Here is a 19030-nt window from a genome sequence, read left to right as displayed (position 1 = left end):
GTTATGTAGACTTTCCTGTTATAATTGTGCACAATAACAGAAAAAGTCTTGCAAATATGTAGATTTTTGCCACTTTAACCATTTTACCATAGCAAAGTTGCAAATACTATCAACAAATTCACAAGACTTTTTTATGCATTTTTATATTTTCTGTTATAATTCCGCTATCTTCTCCTGTTGCCAAACAATAATACAAGTCTGAGCAACTGAAGTGATGCTGATACCATGGCTGCCACATATGTCATAGCTGCCGCTGTGAGTACACTTCTTGCACCCTTGAGTTCATCCGGATAGAGATATCCGCTGCCCTCCAGTATCGCCATGGCTCTTCTCGATGCATTGAACTCCACCGGAAGTGTCACAAACTGTAGGACAACAACCAGTGAGAACAGTATGATTCCGAGTGTTATAAGGTAATCAACCCTCGGAATGAGAAGTCCTATAAGTATGAGCGGCCATGATATGGCTGAGCCTATATTTGCCGCTGGAATGATGGCTGACCTGATGGTGAGCGGTGCATATGCATTTGCATGCTGTATGGCATGTCCGCACTCATGGGCTGCCACGCCTATCGCTGCGATGGATCTGGAACCATACACGCTGTCCGACAGATTGAGCGTATGCTCCTTAGGATTGTAATTATCAGTCAGATCTCCTGAGATGTGATGTATTGACACATCCGTTATCCCCGCATTCCTGAGTATCATGTATGCGACCTGGTCCGCTGTGTAGCCTGACCGCGATCCCACCTTCTCATACTTCTTGTATGTGGTCTTGACTCTTGCCGACGCTATCATGCAGAGAACCACGCCTATGAGAACCAACAGATATGTTGGGTCAAAATAAAATCCATAATATGGCATATATATCACCTTTTCCTTTCATGTATCCCTGACGGGGGCTTTTGTTTTCCACTATCCTATAGTATATATTGCGCTTCGTCAACAGGTGTGGATGATACTTCATATAAATTTCATTTTTGCCGGAACTAATTTTATACTTCGTTCTCCTGCCATTTTTCTTATGTCATTTACCTGCAGCTATCTGCCAAACATCTCATTTACCTTATTCTGCACCTTGACATGATCATACCCTGCCTTCTTCAGCCTGTTCTTTCTGTCATCGCCATTTCCCCAGTCGCCGGCTATGACCTCTCTGGCTATCACATCTATCGATTTCTTCTGCGAAGCCTTGACCACTGCATTTACCTTCGCCTGAACCTTATTGTAATCATATCCTGCCTTTTTCAGTCTGCTCTTCCGGTCATCGCCGTTCCCCCATTTTCCGGCTATGACTTCCTTTGCGATCAATTCTATGCTTTTCTTTTTATTATTACTTTTTCCGCTGTTACTGCCAGTATCTTTCTCCTGTGAACCACCAGTCTTTTTTGCGGCATATTTTTTCCATGTCGTCTTGTCTATATATGACTTATTCAGATCGAGATTGCCATCGTAACCCGGAAGTCTTCCAACGGATGTGTACTGTCTGATATCACATTCGTATTGACCTTCATTCCATGGATGCTCCTGATATCCCGTCCGCTCGTAATCAGGATACTGTGCAACCCACAGCCTGTATCCCAGGCCCTTCACATTGTCCATGGCGCTCTTCTGGATATAGATCAGAGGCTTAACACCGGTCTTACTGTACACATGATCACACCACTCTTTGCACCATGCCCTGTCACTTCTGCCAAACTGCGGATTATTCTGCCCCTCCCAGTCAAGGACAAGTATCGCCTTGCCCACATATTTCTTACTGTATGCTATGAAATACTCAGCCTCACTGTGGGGATCGCCACCATTTGCATAATGGAATGCCCCCAGGAGTTTTCCCGCTTTCATCGCTTGGTCACAGTGCTTTGCAAAATACCTGTTCTTGTAGTCCGTGCCCTCCGTAGCTTTCACTATCACAAAGTCACAAGGCACCTTGGTTATATCTATAGTATCCTGCCACGCTGATATATCTATACCATCCATGTAGCCCTTTAATGGAACATTATTAGAAGCCATAAAATTGTCTCCTGAATTTCTTTGTCTGTATATAATATTCCAGACATTGAATCAGGAGACAATCTTAGGATCATTATTCCGAACTTATACTTATCTGTCTCGTATTACATGTGCCACTGTCATGACGCCTTTATTCATGCCACTTTTCCTTATCTCCGCCATTGTAAAACCGCTTGAATATCGATATCAGGTAGTCCCATCCCCGGGTACATAAAATCGCAATGACAAATGCCCCGAAAAACGCAGCCACAGGATAATACCACACAAATGCTATGTGATAAAATGATAGTCCAACAAAAAGTCCCACCTCACACACAATGACACTGGTGATCAGAACCTGAAAAGAGGTAGGGATCTTCTTCAGCACTCCTACCTCTTTCGTAAATTCCGTTATTACCGATATCAAAGTGCAAAGAACCGCAACAACTACAAGATATACTGCGAATCTGTCCATGCGTATTCACCTCCTTGTCCATGATATAGTTTAATGTATTCCGGAAGGTGGTATGTGGTTATAAAATATTATTGTGTTCTTAAATCTCTTTTTAAATCCAACCTCGCGTTAATGCGAGGTGTTTTACGTTATATAGGAATCTCCAAAATGTATATATATCAAAATTACTTCTGTATGAAAATAGAATAATGTATTTAACCGGGCAGCCGAGGGGTGTTACACCATATCCGTTCGAGTCTTGGAAGGGAGTGGTGCCTTATGAGTACATATGAGGAATTCATGGTTATATTAACCGTTGCGATACTTATTGTGACAATTCTGAATCATAGAAAATAAGAAAAACACCTCAGCCGGCTAAGCTATGAGGTGTTTCATCTTAAAATGGTTTTTGCCGGACGGATAGGACGTATCTATCGCTCGGCTGTCTTGTTAAGTATATTATACAATATTTTTGACGTTTGTCAAAAATAAAATTCTGAAGTGCAAGATCAAATGCCGCATGGGACTTACCAAATCGTCTGGCATGACTGACACTGATACAATTAGCATTTGTACATATAACTCTGTTCAGATATTCAAGCAGACCTGTCTTATCAAGATACAATTCACTATTCTTGTCCTTCGTAAAACTGTCATTACTTGGATTAAAATAAATGCCCATCTCATGCCCTCCTTGTTTATTTCAAATGTCTTATATATAATTCTCAGAATTCATTGATATAGGCCTTTTCTCTGAAATCGGGATATTAATTCAACCTCTTTCCGAGTTGCCATAAAGCTGTGCCCCATCTTCAAGCGTTATATTTCCAAGTTCAATGTTCTTATCTATGCTACCCATTATATCTGTTTTTATAAGGCATTTCAACGATGCCATATTTTCTGGAGTGCGTAAGTATCTTTTTAAATGTGCTGTCAAATATTTTATGTGTCAATCTATATTGCTTCCTACTGTTTTTTCTTCCGATTGGTAGCCACACTTTAGCCCTAAATCAACCATAAGTCAATAGATTTTCACAAATGCGCATATAAGGCAATTTTTCGCGAGATTATTTTAAAATTATAACTTTTTTTACTTTCTTCTCGCCATCAAAATATTCTACTACTATAGTTCTATCCATTTTAATCACCCCTTCCATTTGATATGTAAGGCAATTATAATACCGAATAAATATAAAACAAGTCTTGACAAAATAAAACAAAAGAGTTGCTGTAAAATTCCTTAGCAACTCCCGTTTTCCAACTAATGCTGAATATCAAAGCAATATTTCATATGTATGGCTGTCATCATCATAATATACAAGCATGCCAAATTTGTATTCATCAAAATTGATTTCAACCTTCAAAGAATTTAAAAATCAAAAAAATAGAGAGCCTTTAGATCTCTCTAAAAGCCCTCTAAATCGTTTAAATACTAGGTTTTTATTTAGAACTTGCCAGCGTTAGCAGCTTCCTCAACAGAAACAGCTACAGCAACTGTAGCACCAACCATAGGGTTGTTACCCATTCCGATAAGTCCCATCATCTCTACGTGTGCAGGAACTGATGATGAACCAGCGAACTGTGCATCACTGTGCATACGTCCGAGAGTATCTGTCATACCGTATGAAGCAGGACCTGCTGCCATGTTATCTGGGTGAAGTGTACGTCCTGTACCACCGCCTGATGCTACTGAGAAGTACTTCTTACCCTGCTCGATACACTCCTTCTTGTATGTACCTGCAACTGGATGCTGGAAACGTGTAGGGTTTGTTGAGTTACCTGTGATAGATACACCAACGTTCTCCTTGTGCATGATAGCAACACCTTCCTGAACATCGTCAGCGCCGTAGCACTTAACTGTTGCACGAATACCATCTGAATATGCCTTCTCGTATACTACATTGAGCTCAGCCTTCTTGTAGTCATACTTTGTCTCAACATATGTAAATCCATTGATTCTTGAGATGATCTGAGCTGCATCCTTACCAAGACCGTTAAGGATAACTCTAAGAGGTTTTTTACGAACCTTGTTAGCCTTCTCAGCGATACCGATAGCACCCTCAGCTGCTGCAAATGACTCATGACCTGCTAAGAAACAGAAGCACTCTGTCTCCTCCTCAAGTAACATCTTACCAAGGTTACCATGTCCAAGACCAACCTTACGATGATCTGCAACAGAACCTGGTATACAGAATGCCTGAAGACCCTCGCCGATAGCTGCTGCTGCGTCTGCTGCCTTTCTGCATCCCTTCTTGATTGCGATTGCTGCACCTACTGTATATGCCCAGCAAGCATTCTCAAAACAAATTGGCTGAATACCCTTTACCTGATTGTAAACGTCAAGTCCAGCGTCCTTTGTGATCTTCTCAGCTTCTTCGATTGAGCTGATTCCATAGCTGTTAAGTACAGCGTTTATCTGGTCTATTCTTCTTTCATATGATTCAAATAATGCCATTGTCTCGTTCTCCTTTCCTCTATTTCCGACTACTCTTTACGTGGATCGATGATCTTAACAGCGCCCTGCTCTGGCTTAACACGTCCGTATGAACCTGAAGCCTTCTCCCAAGCTGTGTTAGGGTCATCACCCTTCTTGATAAAGTCAGTCATCTTTCCAAGAGAAACGAACTGATATCCGATAACTTCGTCATCTGCATCAAGTGCTATTCCTGTTACATAGCCCTCTGCCATCTCAAGGTAACGAACACCCTTAGCCTTTGTTGCATACATTGTACCAACCTGTGAACGAAGACCCTTTCCAAGATCCTCAAGTCCGGCACCAACTGCAAGTCCGTCATCTGAGAATGCACTCTGTGTACGTCCGTATACGATCTGAAGGAATAACTCTCTCATTGCTGTATTGATAGCATCGCACACAAGGTCAGTGTTGAGAGCCTCAAGGATTGTCTTACCCTGAAGAATCTCAGCTGCCATAGCTGCTGAATGTGTCATACCTGAACATCCAATAGTCTCGACAAGAGCCTCCTCGATAACACCCTCTTTTACGTTAAGTGAAAGCTTGCAGGCACCCTGCTGTGGTGCACACCAGCCTACACCATGTGTAAAACCAGAGATGTCTTTGATTTCCTTTGAGTAAACCCACTTTCCTTCTTCTGGGATAGGAGCTGGCTCATGCTTTGCACCCTTTGCTACAGGGCACATGTTTTCAACTTCCTTAGTGTAAATCATTGTGAAACTCCTTTCAAAATATGAATTCTTAAAAGCGGTTCCGAATTCTCTAATTCAAACCATCAGTGGTATTTTCTCACAAAACAGTTATGAAGTCCATAGCTTATTGAAAATTTTTGTCGCATTTGCGTGTACTTTATCAAGTACAGCGCGCCTTATTGAGAAAGTTTTTAACAAGGCACAGTTGTCAGGGTTCATATGTCCGCTTATATCATTTGACCGTAACAATATTCACTTGAACATATGTATTTATCTGATATACAATACTTCTGTCAGAGCACATTTCCCCCAGACATGCGCCGCTTCAGGCGCTGCTCAGATACATGATATAAAAAATAAAAACGGAGGTTTTCAACATGAGATTTATAGATATGCACCTTCACACCACCGCTTCCGACGGCTCCTGCACCCCATCAGAGGTGTGCCAGCTTGCCATTGACAGGAATCTTGCAGCGATCGCCATAACCGACCACGACACAGTGGACGGCGTAGCAGATGCAATCACATATGCAGATAACTGGAACAGCACTCTTCCTCCGATCCAGAACAGTGATTCCACCAACTGCTCTGGCTTTTCTGACAGCAGTGACCATCATATCGAGGTAGTTCCCGGCATAGAGATGTCAGCCATCTACAACGGTGTGGAGATCCACATTCTGGGCTTCTATATGGACTACAAGAACCCTGAGCTCATCTCCCGTCTTGCCGCCATCAAACAGGCCAGATACGATCGAAACGAGCAGATGTGTGAGAGATTCCGCGCCGACGGAATAGACATGACCATGGAGAAGCTGCAGCATGGCAATCCTGATACTGTCGTCACAAGAGCTCATTTTGCCAGAATTCTCATAGCCGAAGGCGTATGCAGGGACATGAACCAGGCGTTCAAAAAGTATCTGGGCAAGAAATGCAAATATTACATTCCAACACCAGACATACCGGCCGCCGATGCCATAAGACTCATAAGAACCTACGGCAAGGCTGCCTTCATCGCCCACCCCCTCATATACGGATTTGGATATAAACAGATAGAGGACATGCTTGAAGAACTGAAGCCATATGGCCTTTCAGGGCTTGAGGTCTACCACTCTTCCAACAATGCCTATGAATCCGGAAGGCTTAGGGAGATCGCCAGAAAACACGGGCTCCTCATATCAGGAGGTTCCGACTTCCACGGCGCAGCCAAACCCGACATATCCGTGGGAACCGGAAGGGGCGGCCTTCGGATCACGGAAGCTGTATTTCAGGATATAAAAAAAGCGGTCACTGTATAATGACCGCTTTTTTATTTACTCTGATGATACCTTTATTATATCTTTGACTTCTTATCCTTATCATCATCTGTGACTGTTGATGATCCCTGCTTCTCAAGCTCTGCAACAGCGCTCTTGTGCATCGGTATACGACAGTTCTTGTTGTTACCAAACTCTACGATGATAGTTGAATCATCAACCACATCAAGGATGGTTCCGTAGAAACCACTGGTTGTCATGATATTATCACCAGGCTCCATCTGTGAAAGCATCTGGTCTGTCTTGGCCTTCTGCTTCTTCTGTGGTCTGATCATCATGAAGTAAATGATTGCAGCAAATATGGCAATATATACAACAATAAACATAACTGATGAACCGCCACTGGCCTGTGTTCCTGTTGACGATGATAAAATTGTTGAAAGTGAATTCATTCTCTGATCTCCTTTTTGATTACTATTCTCCACCAGCAAGGCTCTCAAGCATCGATTTCTTATATGACTGATATCTTCCTTCTTCAATAGCCTCTCTGATTTCTTTCATCATATTATTATAAAAATACAAATTATGCAAGACGCAAAATCTCATACCGAGCATTTCATTTGCCTTGAGCAGGTGTCTGATGTACGCTCTGCTGTAGTGCTGGCATGCAGGGCATCCGCAGCCCTCCTCTATAGGTCTGTCGTCTGTCTCAAATCTCGCATTCTTGAGATTCATCTTGCCATGCTTCGTGTACACATGGGCGTGTCGTCCATTTCTGGATGGATATACGCAATCGAAGAAATCAACACCTCTGTCGACCGCCTCAAGTATATTTGCAGGGGTTCCAACACCCATGAGGTATGTCGGTCTGTCCTCAGGCAGATACGGAACGGTCACATCGAGTATGTGGTACATCTGCTCTGCTGTCTCTCCTACTGCAAGTCCTCCTATGGCATATCCCGGAAGATCAAGCTCGCTGATTCTCTTGGCGTGATCTATTCTGATATCCTCGTATATGGCACCCTGATTGATTCCAAACAATAGCTGATTCTTGTTGATCGTATCCGGCAGACTGTTAAGTCTCTCCATCTCATTCTTACATCTGACAAGCCATCTGGCTGTTCTCGCAACAGAATTCTCCACATACTGTCTGTCAGCCAGTGCAGGGGCACACTCGTCAAATGCCATGGCTATTGTAGATGCCAGATTCGACTGTATCTGCATGCTCTCCTCAGGTCCCATGAATATCTTGCGTCCATCGACATGGGAATTGAAGGTTACTCCCTCCTCCTTGATCTTCCTGAGTCCCGCCAGGGAGAATACCTGGAATCCGCCTGAATCAGTGAGTATCGGTCTGTCCCAGTACATAAACTTATGTAAACCGCCCATCTGCTTGACTATCTTATCCCCAGGTCTCACATGGAGATGATATGTATTTGACAGCTCGATCTGACATCCTATGTCCTTAAGATCCGTTGTTGCCACAGCTCCCTTTATGGCTGCTGCCGTTCCAACATTCATGAACAGAGGTGTCTGCACTGTTCCGTGAACAGTCTGAAATTCAGCTCTCTTTGCCCTTCCATCCTTACAAAGTATTTTGTACATTGTTATGTAAACCTTTCTTTTTCATTTTTCCGAATCTTACGCTATACTTAAGCGTACTCTTAATAATGCACCATTTAAAGTATATTTGCAAGCAAATTTACAATCCACAGGCATTTACCGCCGAACTTGACCGCATACCGGATGAATACGAGGACTTCCGATACAATGCAGGCAGATTACAATTTTGACAGCCACATATCTTACATACAAAACGGCACCTGTAATTTCACTTACAGGTGCCGTTATATCAATCTATAGGCTTTCAGTCCTGTTAGCTCCGTGCTAAATCACCACTGAATTATCTGGCTTATCACTGCTTCTCCTTCAGCGTAGCTGTAGCAGTCTGCTTCTCGTAGTTACCATTGTTGTTTCTGTAGTATACGATAGTTACCTTATCGCCAGGATTGCAGGCCACGATCTTGTCATGGAATGTCTCCATATCTGCTATGTCCTCACCGTCAAGACTGCAAATGATATCTCCTGACTGGAGTCCACACTCCTCTGCTGCTGAACCCTGCTCAACTGATGAGATATATACACCCTCAGGCATGTTCAGGAGCTGTGCGTACTGGCTTGTGATGGTCTGGGCAGATATACCGAGGTAAGCCTGTCCTGATGTTGTTCCATCATTTGACACATTCTTGCCTGCTATCAGATCATTGATTATATCCTGTACATCTGATATAGGAAGTGCATAGCCCATACCCTCAACGCTTGTATCTGAATACTTGGCTGTGTTGATACCGATCAGCTCGCCCTGCATGTTGACAAGGGCACCACCACTGTTACCAGGGTTGATGGCTGCATCTGTCTGAAGTACCTTTACTGTCTCATCTGAAGCACTTATCTCTCTGTTAAGTGCGCTTATATATCCAACTGTAACTGACTGTCCATATCCAAGTGCATTTCCGATTGCCACGCACGGATCACCAACTGCAAGATCATCCGATGAACCTACCTGAATCTCCTTTATCTCATTCAAAGTGTCATCCGATATGTCCGAAAGCTTAACTGTGACAACTGCTATATCATTGTTCTCAACGTATCCCTTTACCACCGCATCTGCACTCTTGTCATCGACAAATGTAACTGACAGTGACTTAGCATTCTGTACCACATGATAATTAGTTGCAAGATACAGGTACTGGTCATCCTTGCCGATGATGATACCTGAACCGGCTCCTGTTGACTCCTGCTGATATGAATTGAACCAGTAATCATATGTTGTTACGTATGTTCCTGTGATCGATACGATGGAAGGCATAACCTTCTTGGCAACCGTTGACACATCGTACACTGTACTTGTCGTGTCTGATGATGCCTGCTTGAGCTGTGGTGCATTGTTCTCTGTTGAACCCTCAGCACTCTGCTCTGTTGTGGTCTGCGAATCTTTGCCGAGAAGCTTATCCGATCCATATCTGACCCCCTGGAATACAACGCCTGCCACAAGTCCGAATACAACAGCCGCTGCAACCACACCTGCTGCCTTCTTGCCAAATCCGCTCTTCCTGTTCTTTGGCTTCTTATCTTTTGCCTTCTTCTGTCTCATATTGTTATCTGAAGGCTTTCCCGTTCCCATATTGTTCATTGGATTGCCTGCCTGATTCTGATAACCCTGATTCATTCTCTGGCTGTCATACCATGCTTCCATGCCATTTACATTTCTCTGGAAGCCTGAATATGAAGCGTTCTGTGTACCGGCTGTTTGAGCATTCTGCGATGAACTCTGTGCGCCGGCAGTCTGAGCGTTCTGTGCCGAGCCTTGTACACCGGCTGTCTGATTGTTCTGCGCTGACTGTGTTCCCTGAACATTCTGTGTCTGCTGTGAAGCATTTGTTGAAGGTCTGTCAAATCTTGAATCTCCTCTATTGTTCATATAGCTGTAATGATACAGACCATCCTGCTGTGGTGCCTGACCACTATTTCCATTCATCTGGTTCTTGTTTTCCTGTTCCATCTCTATCATCCTTTCGCATCTTTATTATCTTAATTCCTGTAATCGGTACCTTTCTCTTTCTTACAGTTGTTACTATACGCAGTAAATGTGTCATATTTGTGTCTTTATTGTTTTAATTCTGTGCACAAATGTTATATACTAGTCAGGTACGATCTCAAATAACCCTTATGGAGGATAATATATGTTTAGAGTATGGGGAAAACTTATAAAAGATAACCACCTCATGAAGGATACCGTGATATGCATATCCGACTACGAGATGACGCGTACCCACAAGGTATACAAAGCCCTTGAGGATATGTGCTACGAGTTTGACCTGGCAAAGCCGGTGTGGCTTAAGAAGAATAAGGATGAGTTTATCCACCACGCCAGAACCAGATTCACAGCGGATAACTTTGTGGAGGATATAGATTTTGACTACCTTGATTTTCAGGTAATAGAGGAGGAATACTAGATGTTTTCTGTCTCTTCAGTGAGCAAAAGCTACGGCAAAAATAAAATTCTGACAGATGTGTCACTGTCCATATCCCCAGGTGAATGTATCGCCCTTCTGGGAATCAACGGATCGGGTAAATCCACCCTGCTGGGAATACTATCCAGAAACATAAAGCCAGACTCAGGGTGCTTCGGTTTCGACTGTCAGGCAAATGCTGCTCTGCTCCCACAGGACAATCCACTCATACCGGAACTCACAGCCATTGACAACATCAGACTGTGGCACCCCGGAAGCAGGAAAACAGTCATGAACTCCCACAATATGAGCATATGTCAGTCTCTCGGTGTGGATTCATTTCTGGACAAACGTGTCTCAAAGCTCTCAGGTGGAATGAAGAAGAGGCTAAGCCTTGCCATCACGATGATATCTGACCCGGATCTGCTTCTTCTCGATGAACCTCTGGCCTCGCTTGATCTTCTATGCAAGAACGGGATACTGAGCTATCTCCAGAATTACATATCACATGGAGGAAGTGTCATCATCGCCACACATGAGACATCTGCGCTGGATATATGCAACAAGATATACACACTGAAAAATGGACACATCCAACTGGCCATAGACAGAAATATCTCACCCGGATACACCTCACCTGAAACCTACATCAATCTGATCAGATCATAGCTTTATCTAAAGGAGTTTTATGTTTTACCGACTTATACGAACTGATTTGAAAAGAATAGCTCATTATGGAATATACATGGTAGTCGCAGCATTTGTCATGATGACGGTTTTCCTGTGTCTTGCGTTAAACGCGAACTCTTTCATCTACTCTGATGACCGCTCCGAACCACTTTCAATCGGAATCGTGATGAGTGCAGATTCAAAAACCGCACAGATGGCATACAACACGATATCTGATATGGACAGCTACCACTCATCATGTGTATTCACAGAATTTTCAGACAAGGATACAGCCCTTTCAAGGCTCTCTGACGGAGACCTGTTCGCTGTGATCTACGTCCCTGACAATATCATAAGCGACATCATGGACGGAACGAACACACCTGTCGAGGTATACTATTCTGACAACCGGTCCATCGATACATTTGTGCTGAATGACCTCTTCCGCTCCACCTCCTCCATGCTTGGCATATCCCAGGCGGCCATATATTCGGTTCAGGAGATAGGAAGGAACATGGAGCTTCCCGAGGATATTCAGGACACGCTCAGCAACGATGTAAATGCCATGTTCATGACGAAGGTTCTTGACAGGACTGCCAACTTCACCGTCGACAAGATAAATGCAACCAGAGCAGCAAATACCACCGACTTCTACATAAGTGCGGCGGTCCTTCTCATGATGATGCTGTGCAGCGTTGTTTTCTTCCCATTCCTGCTCGACCTCCCAGCCTCTTACATAACAAAGCTCAGGTCACAGGGAATTGGCAAAGTCAGACGCAATGTCAGCAATTTCATATCCATGTTCATATGGCTGTATATCCTTTATATAACTGTATACATGGCTCTCGCCCTGGCCTCACTGTTTATCGATGAACTGCATGTAAATATCCACATGAGCGGGATACTATTCGGAATCGTCATAGCTACATGTGTCGCGGTATATACGCTGCTCATAAGTCTGGTTCCCGCAGGGATACACGGCTGCACACTGCTTCTCACTGTAGTCACTGTCATACTGGCCTATGTGAGCGGCTTATTCATACCGGAAGCCATGCTTCCAAACTTTGCAAAGGATATATGCCATGGATCGCTGCTCAATAAGATTGTGCAGACACTGTGCATATATTTATCATAAATTTACGGAGATACATCTATGAACCATATAAGACAGATAAACTTACTTATAAAGAGAATACTGTGCCGTCCCGCCATGATCGTCGTTCTGCTGGTCATCCCCGCTGTGCTGATCGCTGTGAGCTTTCTGCCAGCCAGAAAGCAAAGCACCGAGATCGTGTCCGGCGTGTATATTGAAAGTTCTGACGAACACACGGATGCTTTCCTGTCGTATCTCACATCGACATCCACGGGATTTACCTTCAGGCACTATGAATCCCTGAAAGACATGAAGGATGATGTAGCATCCGGCAGGATCGACTCCGCGTACATGGTTCCTGATGGTTTCAGTGAATCAATGATCCACTCTGACGGGAAGCGCCACATAACCGTGTATACAACCGATGGAAGCTCATTCCAGTCTGTGTCCGAAGAATCCGTGTATGCCGCCCTCCTGTATGCATATGCGGCAGACATGTCTGTATGTATGCTCCAGGATCGTTATCTGGCAAATGTCCCATACGACGAGACCCAGATGTCAGAATACATCAGTGATAGATTTAAGGGATATATCGAAAATGAGGACATTTTCACCATCGAGAGCGGACTCACCGGAAAATACACGGCATCGACAGATATTGCGCCAAACAATTTTCCTGTGGAAATATTGGTTTACATAACTTTGTTCGTGTGTTCTCTCCTGGGACTTCAGAACTATCTCCGGGATCTGGACTGTGGGGCTTACTCTATCCTCTCCTCCAGAAAAAAAGCCGGATTCTGTGTAAAAAATATAGCAGCGGGAATTATTCCCGCTGCCATTATCAGCTTTATATCCTTGATCATATATTCCGGCACCAATGGCTGTCTCAATGTCCTGCTGCATATCGCCGCAGTGTCAGTCATCAGCCTTGCTGCTGCACTCATATTCAGAGTGATATTCAGGCGCTATAAGATATTTACTATAGCTCTGCCATTCATCATCATCTGTACTCTTCTCCTGAGTCTTCTATCAATGCTCTCGCAGATGTAGACTCTGTGATCTGCTTTACCAGACATCCATAGCTGTCAGCCGGCACCGCCACATTGAAGCACACATCTGCAGTGTAATCCGTACTGTCTATCAGTGCATCACTGTTGCTGAGAAGATATTGTACCTTACCCGAATCGTTGTAGTTCGTGGTTATCTTCACCAGCTTCATAAGCTGCATCTTATGTATACCCGCATCAGACAATGCAAGCTTGGCTGCCTCGGTGTATGCTCTCACAAGACCACCTGTTCCGAGCAGTGTTCCACCAAAATACCTTGTAACCACTATACATATATTAACCACCGCATTTCCCGTGATAACCTCCAGGATGGGTTTTCCAGCCGTTCCCTGCGGTTCTCCGTCATCAGAGAATCTTAGCAATGTATTCTCGCTGCCTATGGCAAATGCATAGCAGTTGTGCCTTGCATCATAGTGCTGCTTCCTGATCTTCTCGACAAAGGCATATGCCTCTTCCTCCGAGGACACAGGGACTGCATAGCCGATGAATCGTGATTTCTTCTCGACTATCTCGTCCTGCCCCTCCTGTAATATCGTGTTGTATGTCTCTATCATCGCTTCTCCGAATTGCTGGTGAGCAGCTTGCCCAGCTCATCCATAAATGTATTCACATCCTTGAACTCTCTGTACACTGATGCAAATCTTACATAGGCTACCTGATCAAGATCCTTGATCTTATCCATGACTATCTCACCTATGGTCGTGCTCTCTATCTCTCTCACTTCCATGTTGAAGATGGTGTTCTCTATGTCATCTATGCACTTTGTGACTGCTTCCGCTGAAACCGGACGCTTATGGCATGACTTTATGACACCTGACTCTATCTTGGAACGGTCATAAGTCTCTCTGTTCTTGTCCTTCTTGATGACTATGAGAGGTATGGTCTCCACCTTCTCATATGTGGTAAATCTCTTACCACAGGCGTCACACTGTCTTCTCCTTCTGATCGCACTTCCATCCTCCGCTGGTCTGGAATCGATAACCTTTGTATCATCTGCTGAGCAAAATGGGCATCTCATATAATTTTCTCCTTATATCTCCCACCTTCGGCGGGGCCTTCTTACGATATTATCTTTACTGGGCACTTGGCCTTACATGCACCACAATTTGTACACTTCTCCGGATCTATGTGAGCAAGGTTTCTGTCTATCGTGATGGCTCCAGCCTCACAGTTCCTTGCACACAGTGTACATCCGATACATCCTGCGCTGCAGGCTGCCTTGACCTGAAGACCCTTGTCATGGGAATTACATCTGACAAGTCTCTCTGCATCATATGGAACCAGCTCTATCAAGTGTCTCGGGCACTCTGTGACACATTTGCCGCATGCCTTACACTTCTCCTTATTAATTACCGCAATTCCATCTATAATGTCAATAGCCCCGAACTCACATACTGCCTTACATGAGCCATAACCTGTACATCCATATGTACATGCCTTAGGACCGCTGTTTGGATTGTTCTGTGCCAGCTTACAGTCCCTTGGTCCAACATACTCGTATACATCCTTCGCCTTCTCGCAATCTCCTGCACACTTGACAAATGCCACATACCTTGTATTTTCAGCGTTTTCCACGCCCATGACCTCACTGATCTTCGCTGCCACTGCCTCGCCTCCAACAGGACACGCTGATGGCGGCATCTCACCTTTGGCGATGGCCGCTGCCAGTCCGTCACATCCCGGATAACCACATCCACCGCAGTTATTTCCCGGAAGGAGCTCTCTTACTGCTATTTCTTTCTCATCTACTTCTACCTTAAATTTCTCTCCTGCGACACCCAGAAGGATACCTATCACAATACCTACGCCTGCGACGACTGCCACAGCTATCAATATTCCTGTCATATCCGCACCCTCCTTATATCAATCCTGAGAAACCGAAGAACGCGATCGCCATAAGACCTGATGTGATGAGAACTATAGGGGTTCCCTTGAACGCCTCAGGTATAGGGCTGTGCTCAAGTCTCTCTCTGATTCCTGCAAGTATCACTATGGCTATAGTAAATCCGACTGCAGAGCCACATCCGTTGATGGTACTCTCAAGTATACCGTAACCGCTCTGTACATTTGAGAGAGCGATACCAAGCACGGCACAGTTGGTCGTGATCAGTGGAAGGTAAACTCCAAGTGATTCATACAACGACTTGACCTTCTTCTTGAGGAACATCTCAACAAACTGTACAAGTGCTGCGATCACAAGGATGAACACTATGGTGTTGAGGTACTCAAGTCCGAATCTTCTCAGTATGCCGTAATACACAACGCTGGTGACAAATGAAGCTATGGTCATGACGAACACAACCGCTGCTCCCATTCCGGTTGCTGTGTTGACACTCTTGGACACTCCAAGGAAAGGACACAGTCCGAGGAACTGGCTGAGGATAACATTATTTACAAGTGCCGCTCCGATGGCTAACAATAAAATATTCATTATCTCTTACCTCCATTTCCTTTTTTCTTCTTTATATGAGCCATTGTCTCCTTGAGCTTTATGTCGGAATCTGCTGGCTCGTTCTCTGCAGAGTGTTCTGGCTGCTCTGCTGCCACTTTGTCTGCTACTTCCTGTTCTGCTGCTGGCTGCTCTGTTGACTTCTCATTCTGGAGATCGTCCTGACTGTCTGACTGAGTCTCTGTAACAGTCTGCTGCTCCTCATCTGGCGTCTTTTCCTGCTGAACTTCCTCAGCATGCTCCTTAAGCATCTTTCCTGTCGCATTCGGAACAAGCTTTATGTCGGCGAGGACTGACTCTCTGGTCGGTGCATATGGGCTGAGTCTTGGCTCATCCTTCTTCGCCTCATCTGGCTTGTCAGCCTCTGGCGCTGTATTCTTTGCTGCATCCTTATCTGCCGCTGCAGGTGTCTCTTCCTGCTTCTTAACCTGTTTTGCATCCGCTGAAGGCTTCGCCGGAGCCTCTGCTGCCTTTACAGGAGCCGGAGTCTCTGAAACCAGCTTGCCACAACATGCTGCATTGATACAGCCTGCACATGAGTCCGGTCTGCATGCTGCCGGGATCTCCTCTCCATTTGCCAGTGCCTCGGCTGCCTTCTTTGCATTTCTCTTGTTGATAAATGCTATGATGAATGCAAGCACGAAGAATGCACCAGGTGCAAGTACGAATATTGTTATAGGTGTGTACAGGCTGAGTGCATTGCCTATACCCTTTATAATTCCCGATGAGTTCTGAAGTAAGTTGCCATCTCCAAGTATCTGGAATCCAAATACACAGCCCTTTCCGACAAGCTCTCTGAACATTCCTATAAGTGTAAGGCCAACTGTAAATCCAAGGCCCATTCCAAGTCCATCAAATATAGATGGAAGTACCTTGTTCTTGGAAGCATATGCCTCGGCACGACCAAGGATGATACAGTTTACAACTATAAGTGGTATATACAGTCCAAGGCTGCTGTTGAGTGATGGCAGGTACGCCTGCAGCAGAAACTGTATGATAGTAACAAACGAAGCTATGATAACTATAAATGATGGTATTCTGACCTTATCAGGTATAACCTTTCTGAGTGCTGAGATCATGAAGTTGCTGAGCACCAGGATACATGTGGTCGTAAGTCCCATTCCTGCGCCATTGATGGCTGATGATGTAACCGCAAGTGTCGGACACATTCCAAGCATCTGTACGAAGGTCGGGTTCTCTTTCACAATACCATTATATAAACGCTCTGTACATTTTCCCATTACTTGTCACCTCCGTTCGACGCTGCAGATGAATCAGCAGCACCGCCATTTATGGACTTCACATACTCAAGTCCCGCATTCACCGCATTGGTAACCGCATTTGTTGTGATGGTAGCTCCTGACAGGGCATCTATCTCCTCGTCCACTGTGGCACCTGACTTGGTGTACTGGAACTTGTCGACCTTCTTGCCTGCGAACTGTGACTTGAAACTGTCTGTATCAGCCTCCATACCAAGTCCTGCAGTCTCTGAGAGTGACAGGAATGAAATTCCATTTGTCGTTCCATCCGCTCTGACTCCCATGGCAAGCTGAAGGTCTCCACTATACGCCTCATGTGATGTGACAGTCACAACATATCCAAGTACTGAACCATCGCTGCCCTTTGCTTCCACGATCTCATCTATATCTGCGTTATATCCGGCATCTGACAGGATCTTTGCAGCCGCATCGGCATCAAAGTCAGCATAGCTGTCAAACGAATCCGCATCATCGAATACCGCCTTATATGCCTCTTCCTTTGCTTTCTGCTCTGTAACTGCTATAGGATCCTTTGTGATCTTATATACATAAGCCAGTGCAAATCCTGCTATGACTGTGATTATCATGATTGCTATAGTTGCTATAACAATCGACTTTGTGTCCATCTTGGACTTTGTTCCGGCTGTGTCACCCTGGGCTGCAAGCTCTGCGCCCTCTCCGAAGCTCTTCGGCTGTGTCCATCTCTCAATGAGTGGCACAAGCAGGTTGGAGAATATGATCGCATATGATACGCCCTCTGCTGATCCTCCGTATATTCTGAAACAGAATGTGAGTATACCAAGTATCACACCAAACACAACCTTACCCGCAGGTGTGATAGGTGATGTAACATAGTCAGTTGCCATAAAGAATGCTCCAAGCATCAGACCACCACCGCACAGGTGTGCTGCGAGGAATGTAAGATCAAAACCTCTACCCGATGCAACCGCATATATCATAATGAGCACCGCAAATGTTCCTATATATGTAAATGGAATAACCGGCTTTATAACTCTTCTGATCAGAAGATAAGCCGCACCAACAAGTAAACATACAACTGATGTCTCACCTATGGTGCCCGGTATATTTCCAAGAAACATATTGAGTACATTGACATTTGCCAGATCCCCTGTGTTCTTGAGCACTGCAAGAGGTGTAGCAGTTGTCACACCATCATACGAGAATGATGTCATTCTTCCTGCAAATGATATGAGAAGGAAACACCTTGCGCCCAGCGCTGGATTCATGAAGTTGAATCCCAGTCCTCCAAAGAGCTGTTTAACTATTATAATGGCAAATGCACTTCCGAGTATCGCCATCCACACCGGTACATCCGGTGAGAGGTTCAGTGCAAGAAGAAGTCCTGTTACAACTGCACTGAGATCGCTTATGGTTACTTTTCTGTTCATCATCTTCTGGTACAGCCACTCAAACAGCACGCATGAGACCACGCATGTGAGTATAAGTATCATAGCGTTCAGCTCGAAGTTGATGATTCCAAATACGGTTGCCGGAAGCAAAGCAATGATCACATCCAGCATAATGCTCTGTGTACTTCGTTTATCTCTGACATGTGGAGATGACGAAATCTTAAATGTATTATCCAATGTGTACACC

The 19030-nt window shown here is 44.6% G+C and carries 19 protein-coding genes and 2 pseudogenes; 5 read left to right on the top strand and 16 right to left on the bottom strand.

Going from position 1 to position 19030, the window contains the following annotated elements:
* Window positions 1-164 precede the first annotated feature (164 nt).
* The 6 genes from ABUA31_RS12755 to ABUA31_RS12730 all read right to left on the bottom strand — a co-directional run bounded on the left by ABUA31_RS12755 (window position 165) and on the right by ABUA31_RS12730 (window position 5631).
* Window positions 165-863 (bottom strand): zinc metallopeptidase, encoded by a 699-nt coding sequence (locus tag ABUA31_RS12755; RefSeq protein ID WP_015533113.1) that lies wholly within the window; start codon window positions 861-863, stop codon window positions 165-167.
* 177 nt (window positions 864-1040) lie between these two features.
* Window positions 1041-2012, bottom strand: a complete 972-nt coding sequence (locus ABUA31_RS12750) for a GH25 family lysozyme (RefSeq protein WP_349818277.1) — start codon at window positions 2010-2012, stop codon at window positions 1041-1043.
* Between the two features lie 130 nt (window positions 2013-2142).
* A complete protein-coding gene (locus ABUA31_RS12745; protein ID WP_349818276.1) occupies window positions 2143-2466 on the bottom strand; it encodes a hypothetical protein in 324 nt (107 codons plus the stop codon).
* Window positions 2467-2842: 376 nt separating this feature from the next.
* Window positions 2843-3127: a hypothetical protein gene (locus tag ABUA31_RS12740; RefSeq protein WP_118649047.1), complete on the bottom strand. Its 285-nt coding sequence runs from the start codon at window positions 3125-3127 to the stop codon at window positions 2843-2845.
* Window positions 3128-3889: 762 nt separating this feature from the next.
* Window positions 3890-4900 (bottom strand): GGGtGRT protein, encoded by a 1011-nt coding sequence (locus ABUA31_RS12735; protein WP_004853826.1) that lies wholly within the window; start codon window positions 4898-4900, stop codon window positions 3890-3892.
* Between the two features lie 29 nt (window positions 4901-4929).
* Complete coding sequence (locus ABUA31_RS12730) at window positions 4930-5631, bottom strand: iron-sulfur cluster assembly scaffold protein (RefSeq protein WP_004853825.1); 702 nt, start codon at window positions 5629-5631, stop codon at window positions 4930-4932.
* 356 nt (window positions 5632-5987) lie between these two features.
* On the opposite strand from ABUA31_RS12730, the gene ABUA31_RS12725 reads away from it, so the two are divergent.
* Window positions 5988-6905 (top strand): PHP domain-containing protein, encoded by a 918-nt coding sequence (locus ABUA31_RS12725; protein WP_022216212.1) that lies wholly within the window; start codon window positions 5988-5990, stop codon window positions 6903-6905.
* Window positions 6906-6940: 35 nt separating this feature from the next.
* Here the strand turns inward: ABUA31_RS12725 and yajC are convergent, their stop codons facing one another.
* The 3 genes from yajC to ABUA31_RS12710 all read right to left on the bottom strand — a co-directional run bounded on the left by yajC (window position 6941) and on the right by ABUA31_RS12710 (window position 10425).
* Window positions 6941-7315, bottom strand: a complete 375-nt coding sequence (gene yajC / locus ABUA31_RS12720; protein WP_015533108.1) for a preprotein translocase subunit YajC — start codon at window positions 7313-7315, stop codon at window positions 6941-6943.
* Window positions 7316-7337: 22 nt separating this feature from the next.
* Window positions 7338-8468, bottom strand: a complete 1131-nt coding sequence (gene tgt, locus ABUA31_RS12715) for a tRNA guanosine(34) transglycosylase Tgt (RefSeq protein WP_349818275.1) — start codon at window positions 8466-8468, stop codon at window positions 7338-7340.
* A 310-nt stretch (window positions 8469-8778) separates the two neighbouring features.
* Window positions 8779-10425, bottom strand: a complete 1647-nt coding sequence (locus tag ABUA31_RS12710; protein ID WP_349818274.1) for a S1C family serine protease — start codon at window positions 10423-10425, stop codon at window positions 8779-8781.
* A gap of 181 nt (window positions 10426-10606) precedes the next feature.
* Between ABUA31_RS12710 and ABUA31_RS12705 the strand changes: the two genes are divergently transcribed.
* The 4 genes from ABUA31_RS12705 to ABUA31_RS12690 are packed head-to-tail and all read left to right on the top strand — an operon-like array spanning window position 10607 to window position 13688.
* The gene (locus tag ABUA31_RS12705) at window positions 10607-10879 is read left to right on the top strand and encodes a hypothetical protein (RefSeq protein WP_015533105.1); all 273 of its coding nucleotides are present in this window, start codon (window positions 10607-10609) and stop codon (window positions 10877-10879) included.
* Entirely contained in the window at window positions 10880-11545 is a 666-nt protein-coding gene (locus tag ABUA31_RS12700) for an ATP-binding cassette domain-containing protein (RefSeq protein ID WP_349818273.1), read from the top strand.
* A gap of 19 nt (window positions 11546-11564) precedes the next feature.
* The gene (locus tag ABUA31_RS12695; RefSeq protein ID WP_349818272.1) at window positions 11565-12680 is read left to right on the top strand and encodes an ABC transporter permease; all 1116 of its coding nucleotides are present in this window, start codon (window positions 11565-11567) and stop codon (window positions 12678-12680) included.
* A gap of 18 nt (window positions 12681-12698) precedes the next feature.
* A complete protein-coding gene (locus ABUA31_RS12690; protein WP_055144867.1) occupies window positions 12699-13688 on the top strand; it encodes an ABC transporter permease in 990 nt (329 codons plus the stop codon).
* On the opposite strand, the gene ABUA31_RS12685 is transcribed toward ABUA31_RS12690, so the two are convergent.
* The 7 genes and pseudogenes from ABUA31_RS12685 to ABUA31_RS12655 all read right to left on the bottom strand — a co-directional run.
* A complete protein-coding gene (locus tag ABUA31_RS12685; RefSeq protein WP_015533102.1) occupies window positions 13639-14259 on the bottom strand; it encodes a YigZ family protein in 621 nt (206 codons plus the stop codon). The genes ABUA31_RS12690 and ABUA31_RS12685 overlap by 50 nt on opposite strands.
* Entirely contained in the window at window positions 14256-14723 is a 468-nt protein-coding gene (nrdR, locus tag ABUA31_RS12680) for a transcriptional regulator NrdR (RefSeq protein ID WP_015533101.1), read from the bottom strand. Before nrdR ends, ABUA31_RS12685 begins: the two co-directional genes overlap by 4 nt.
* A gap of 41 nt (window positions 14724-14764) precedes the next feature.
* Complete coding sequence (locus ABUA31_RS12675; protein ID WP_015533100.1) at window positions 14765-15550, bottom strand: RnfABCDGE type electron transport complex subunit B; 786 nt, start codon at window positions 15548-15550, stop codon at window positions 14765-14767.
* Between the two features lie 13 nt (window positions 15551-15563).
* Window positions 15564-16136, bottom strand: coding sequence for an electron transport complex protein RnfA (locus ABUA31_RS12670; protein WP_015533099.1), 573 nt, complete (start codon window positions 16134-16136; stop codon window positions 15564-15566).
* Window positions 16137-16753: 617 nt separating this feature from the next.
* Window positions 16754-17395: pseudogene (rsxE, locus tag ABUA31_RS12665) on the bottom strand (electron transport complex subunit RsxE); the annotation flags it as partial.
* Window positions 17395-18000, bottom strand: a complete 606-nt coding sequence (locus ABUA31_RS12660) for an RnfABCDGE type electron transport complex subunit G (protein WP_278319453.1) — start codon at window positions 17998-18000, stop codon at window positions 17395-17397. The pseudogene rsxE and the gene ABUA31_RS12660, both read right to left, overlap by 1 nt.
* 87 nt (window positions 18001-18087) lie before the next feature.
* A pseudogene (locus ABUA31_RS12655) lies at window positions 18088-19020 on the bottom strand (RnfABCDGE type electron transport complex subunit D); the annotation flags it as partial.
* Window positions 19021-19030 lie beyond the last annotated feature (10 nt).

The organism is Coprococcus sp. RTP31081st1_H1_RTP31081_211007 (assembly GCF_040227275.1).
In the GTDB taxonomy this organism is placed as follows: domain Bacteria; phylum Bacillota; class Clostridia; order Lachnospirales; family Lachnospiraceae; genus Coprococcus; species Coprococcus aceti.
Note: the sequence above shows the minus strand (reverse complement) of the source record. Positions and strands in the feature narration are given on the sequence as shown.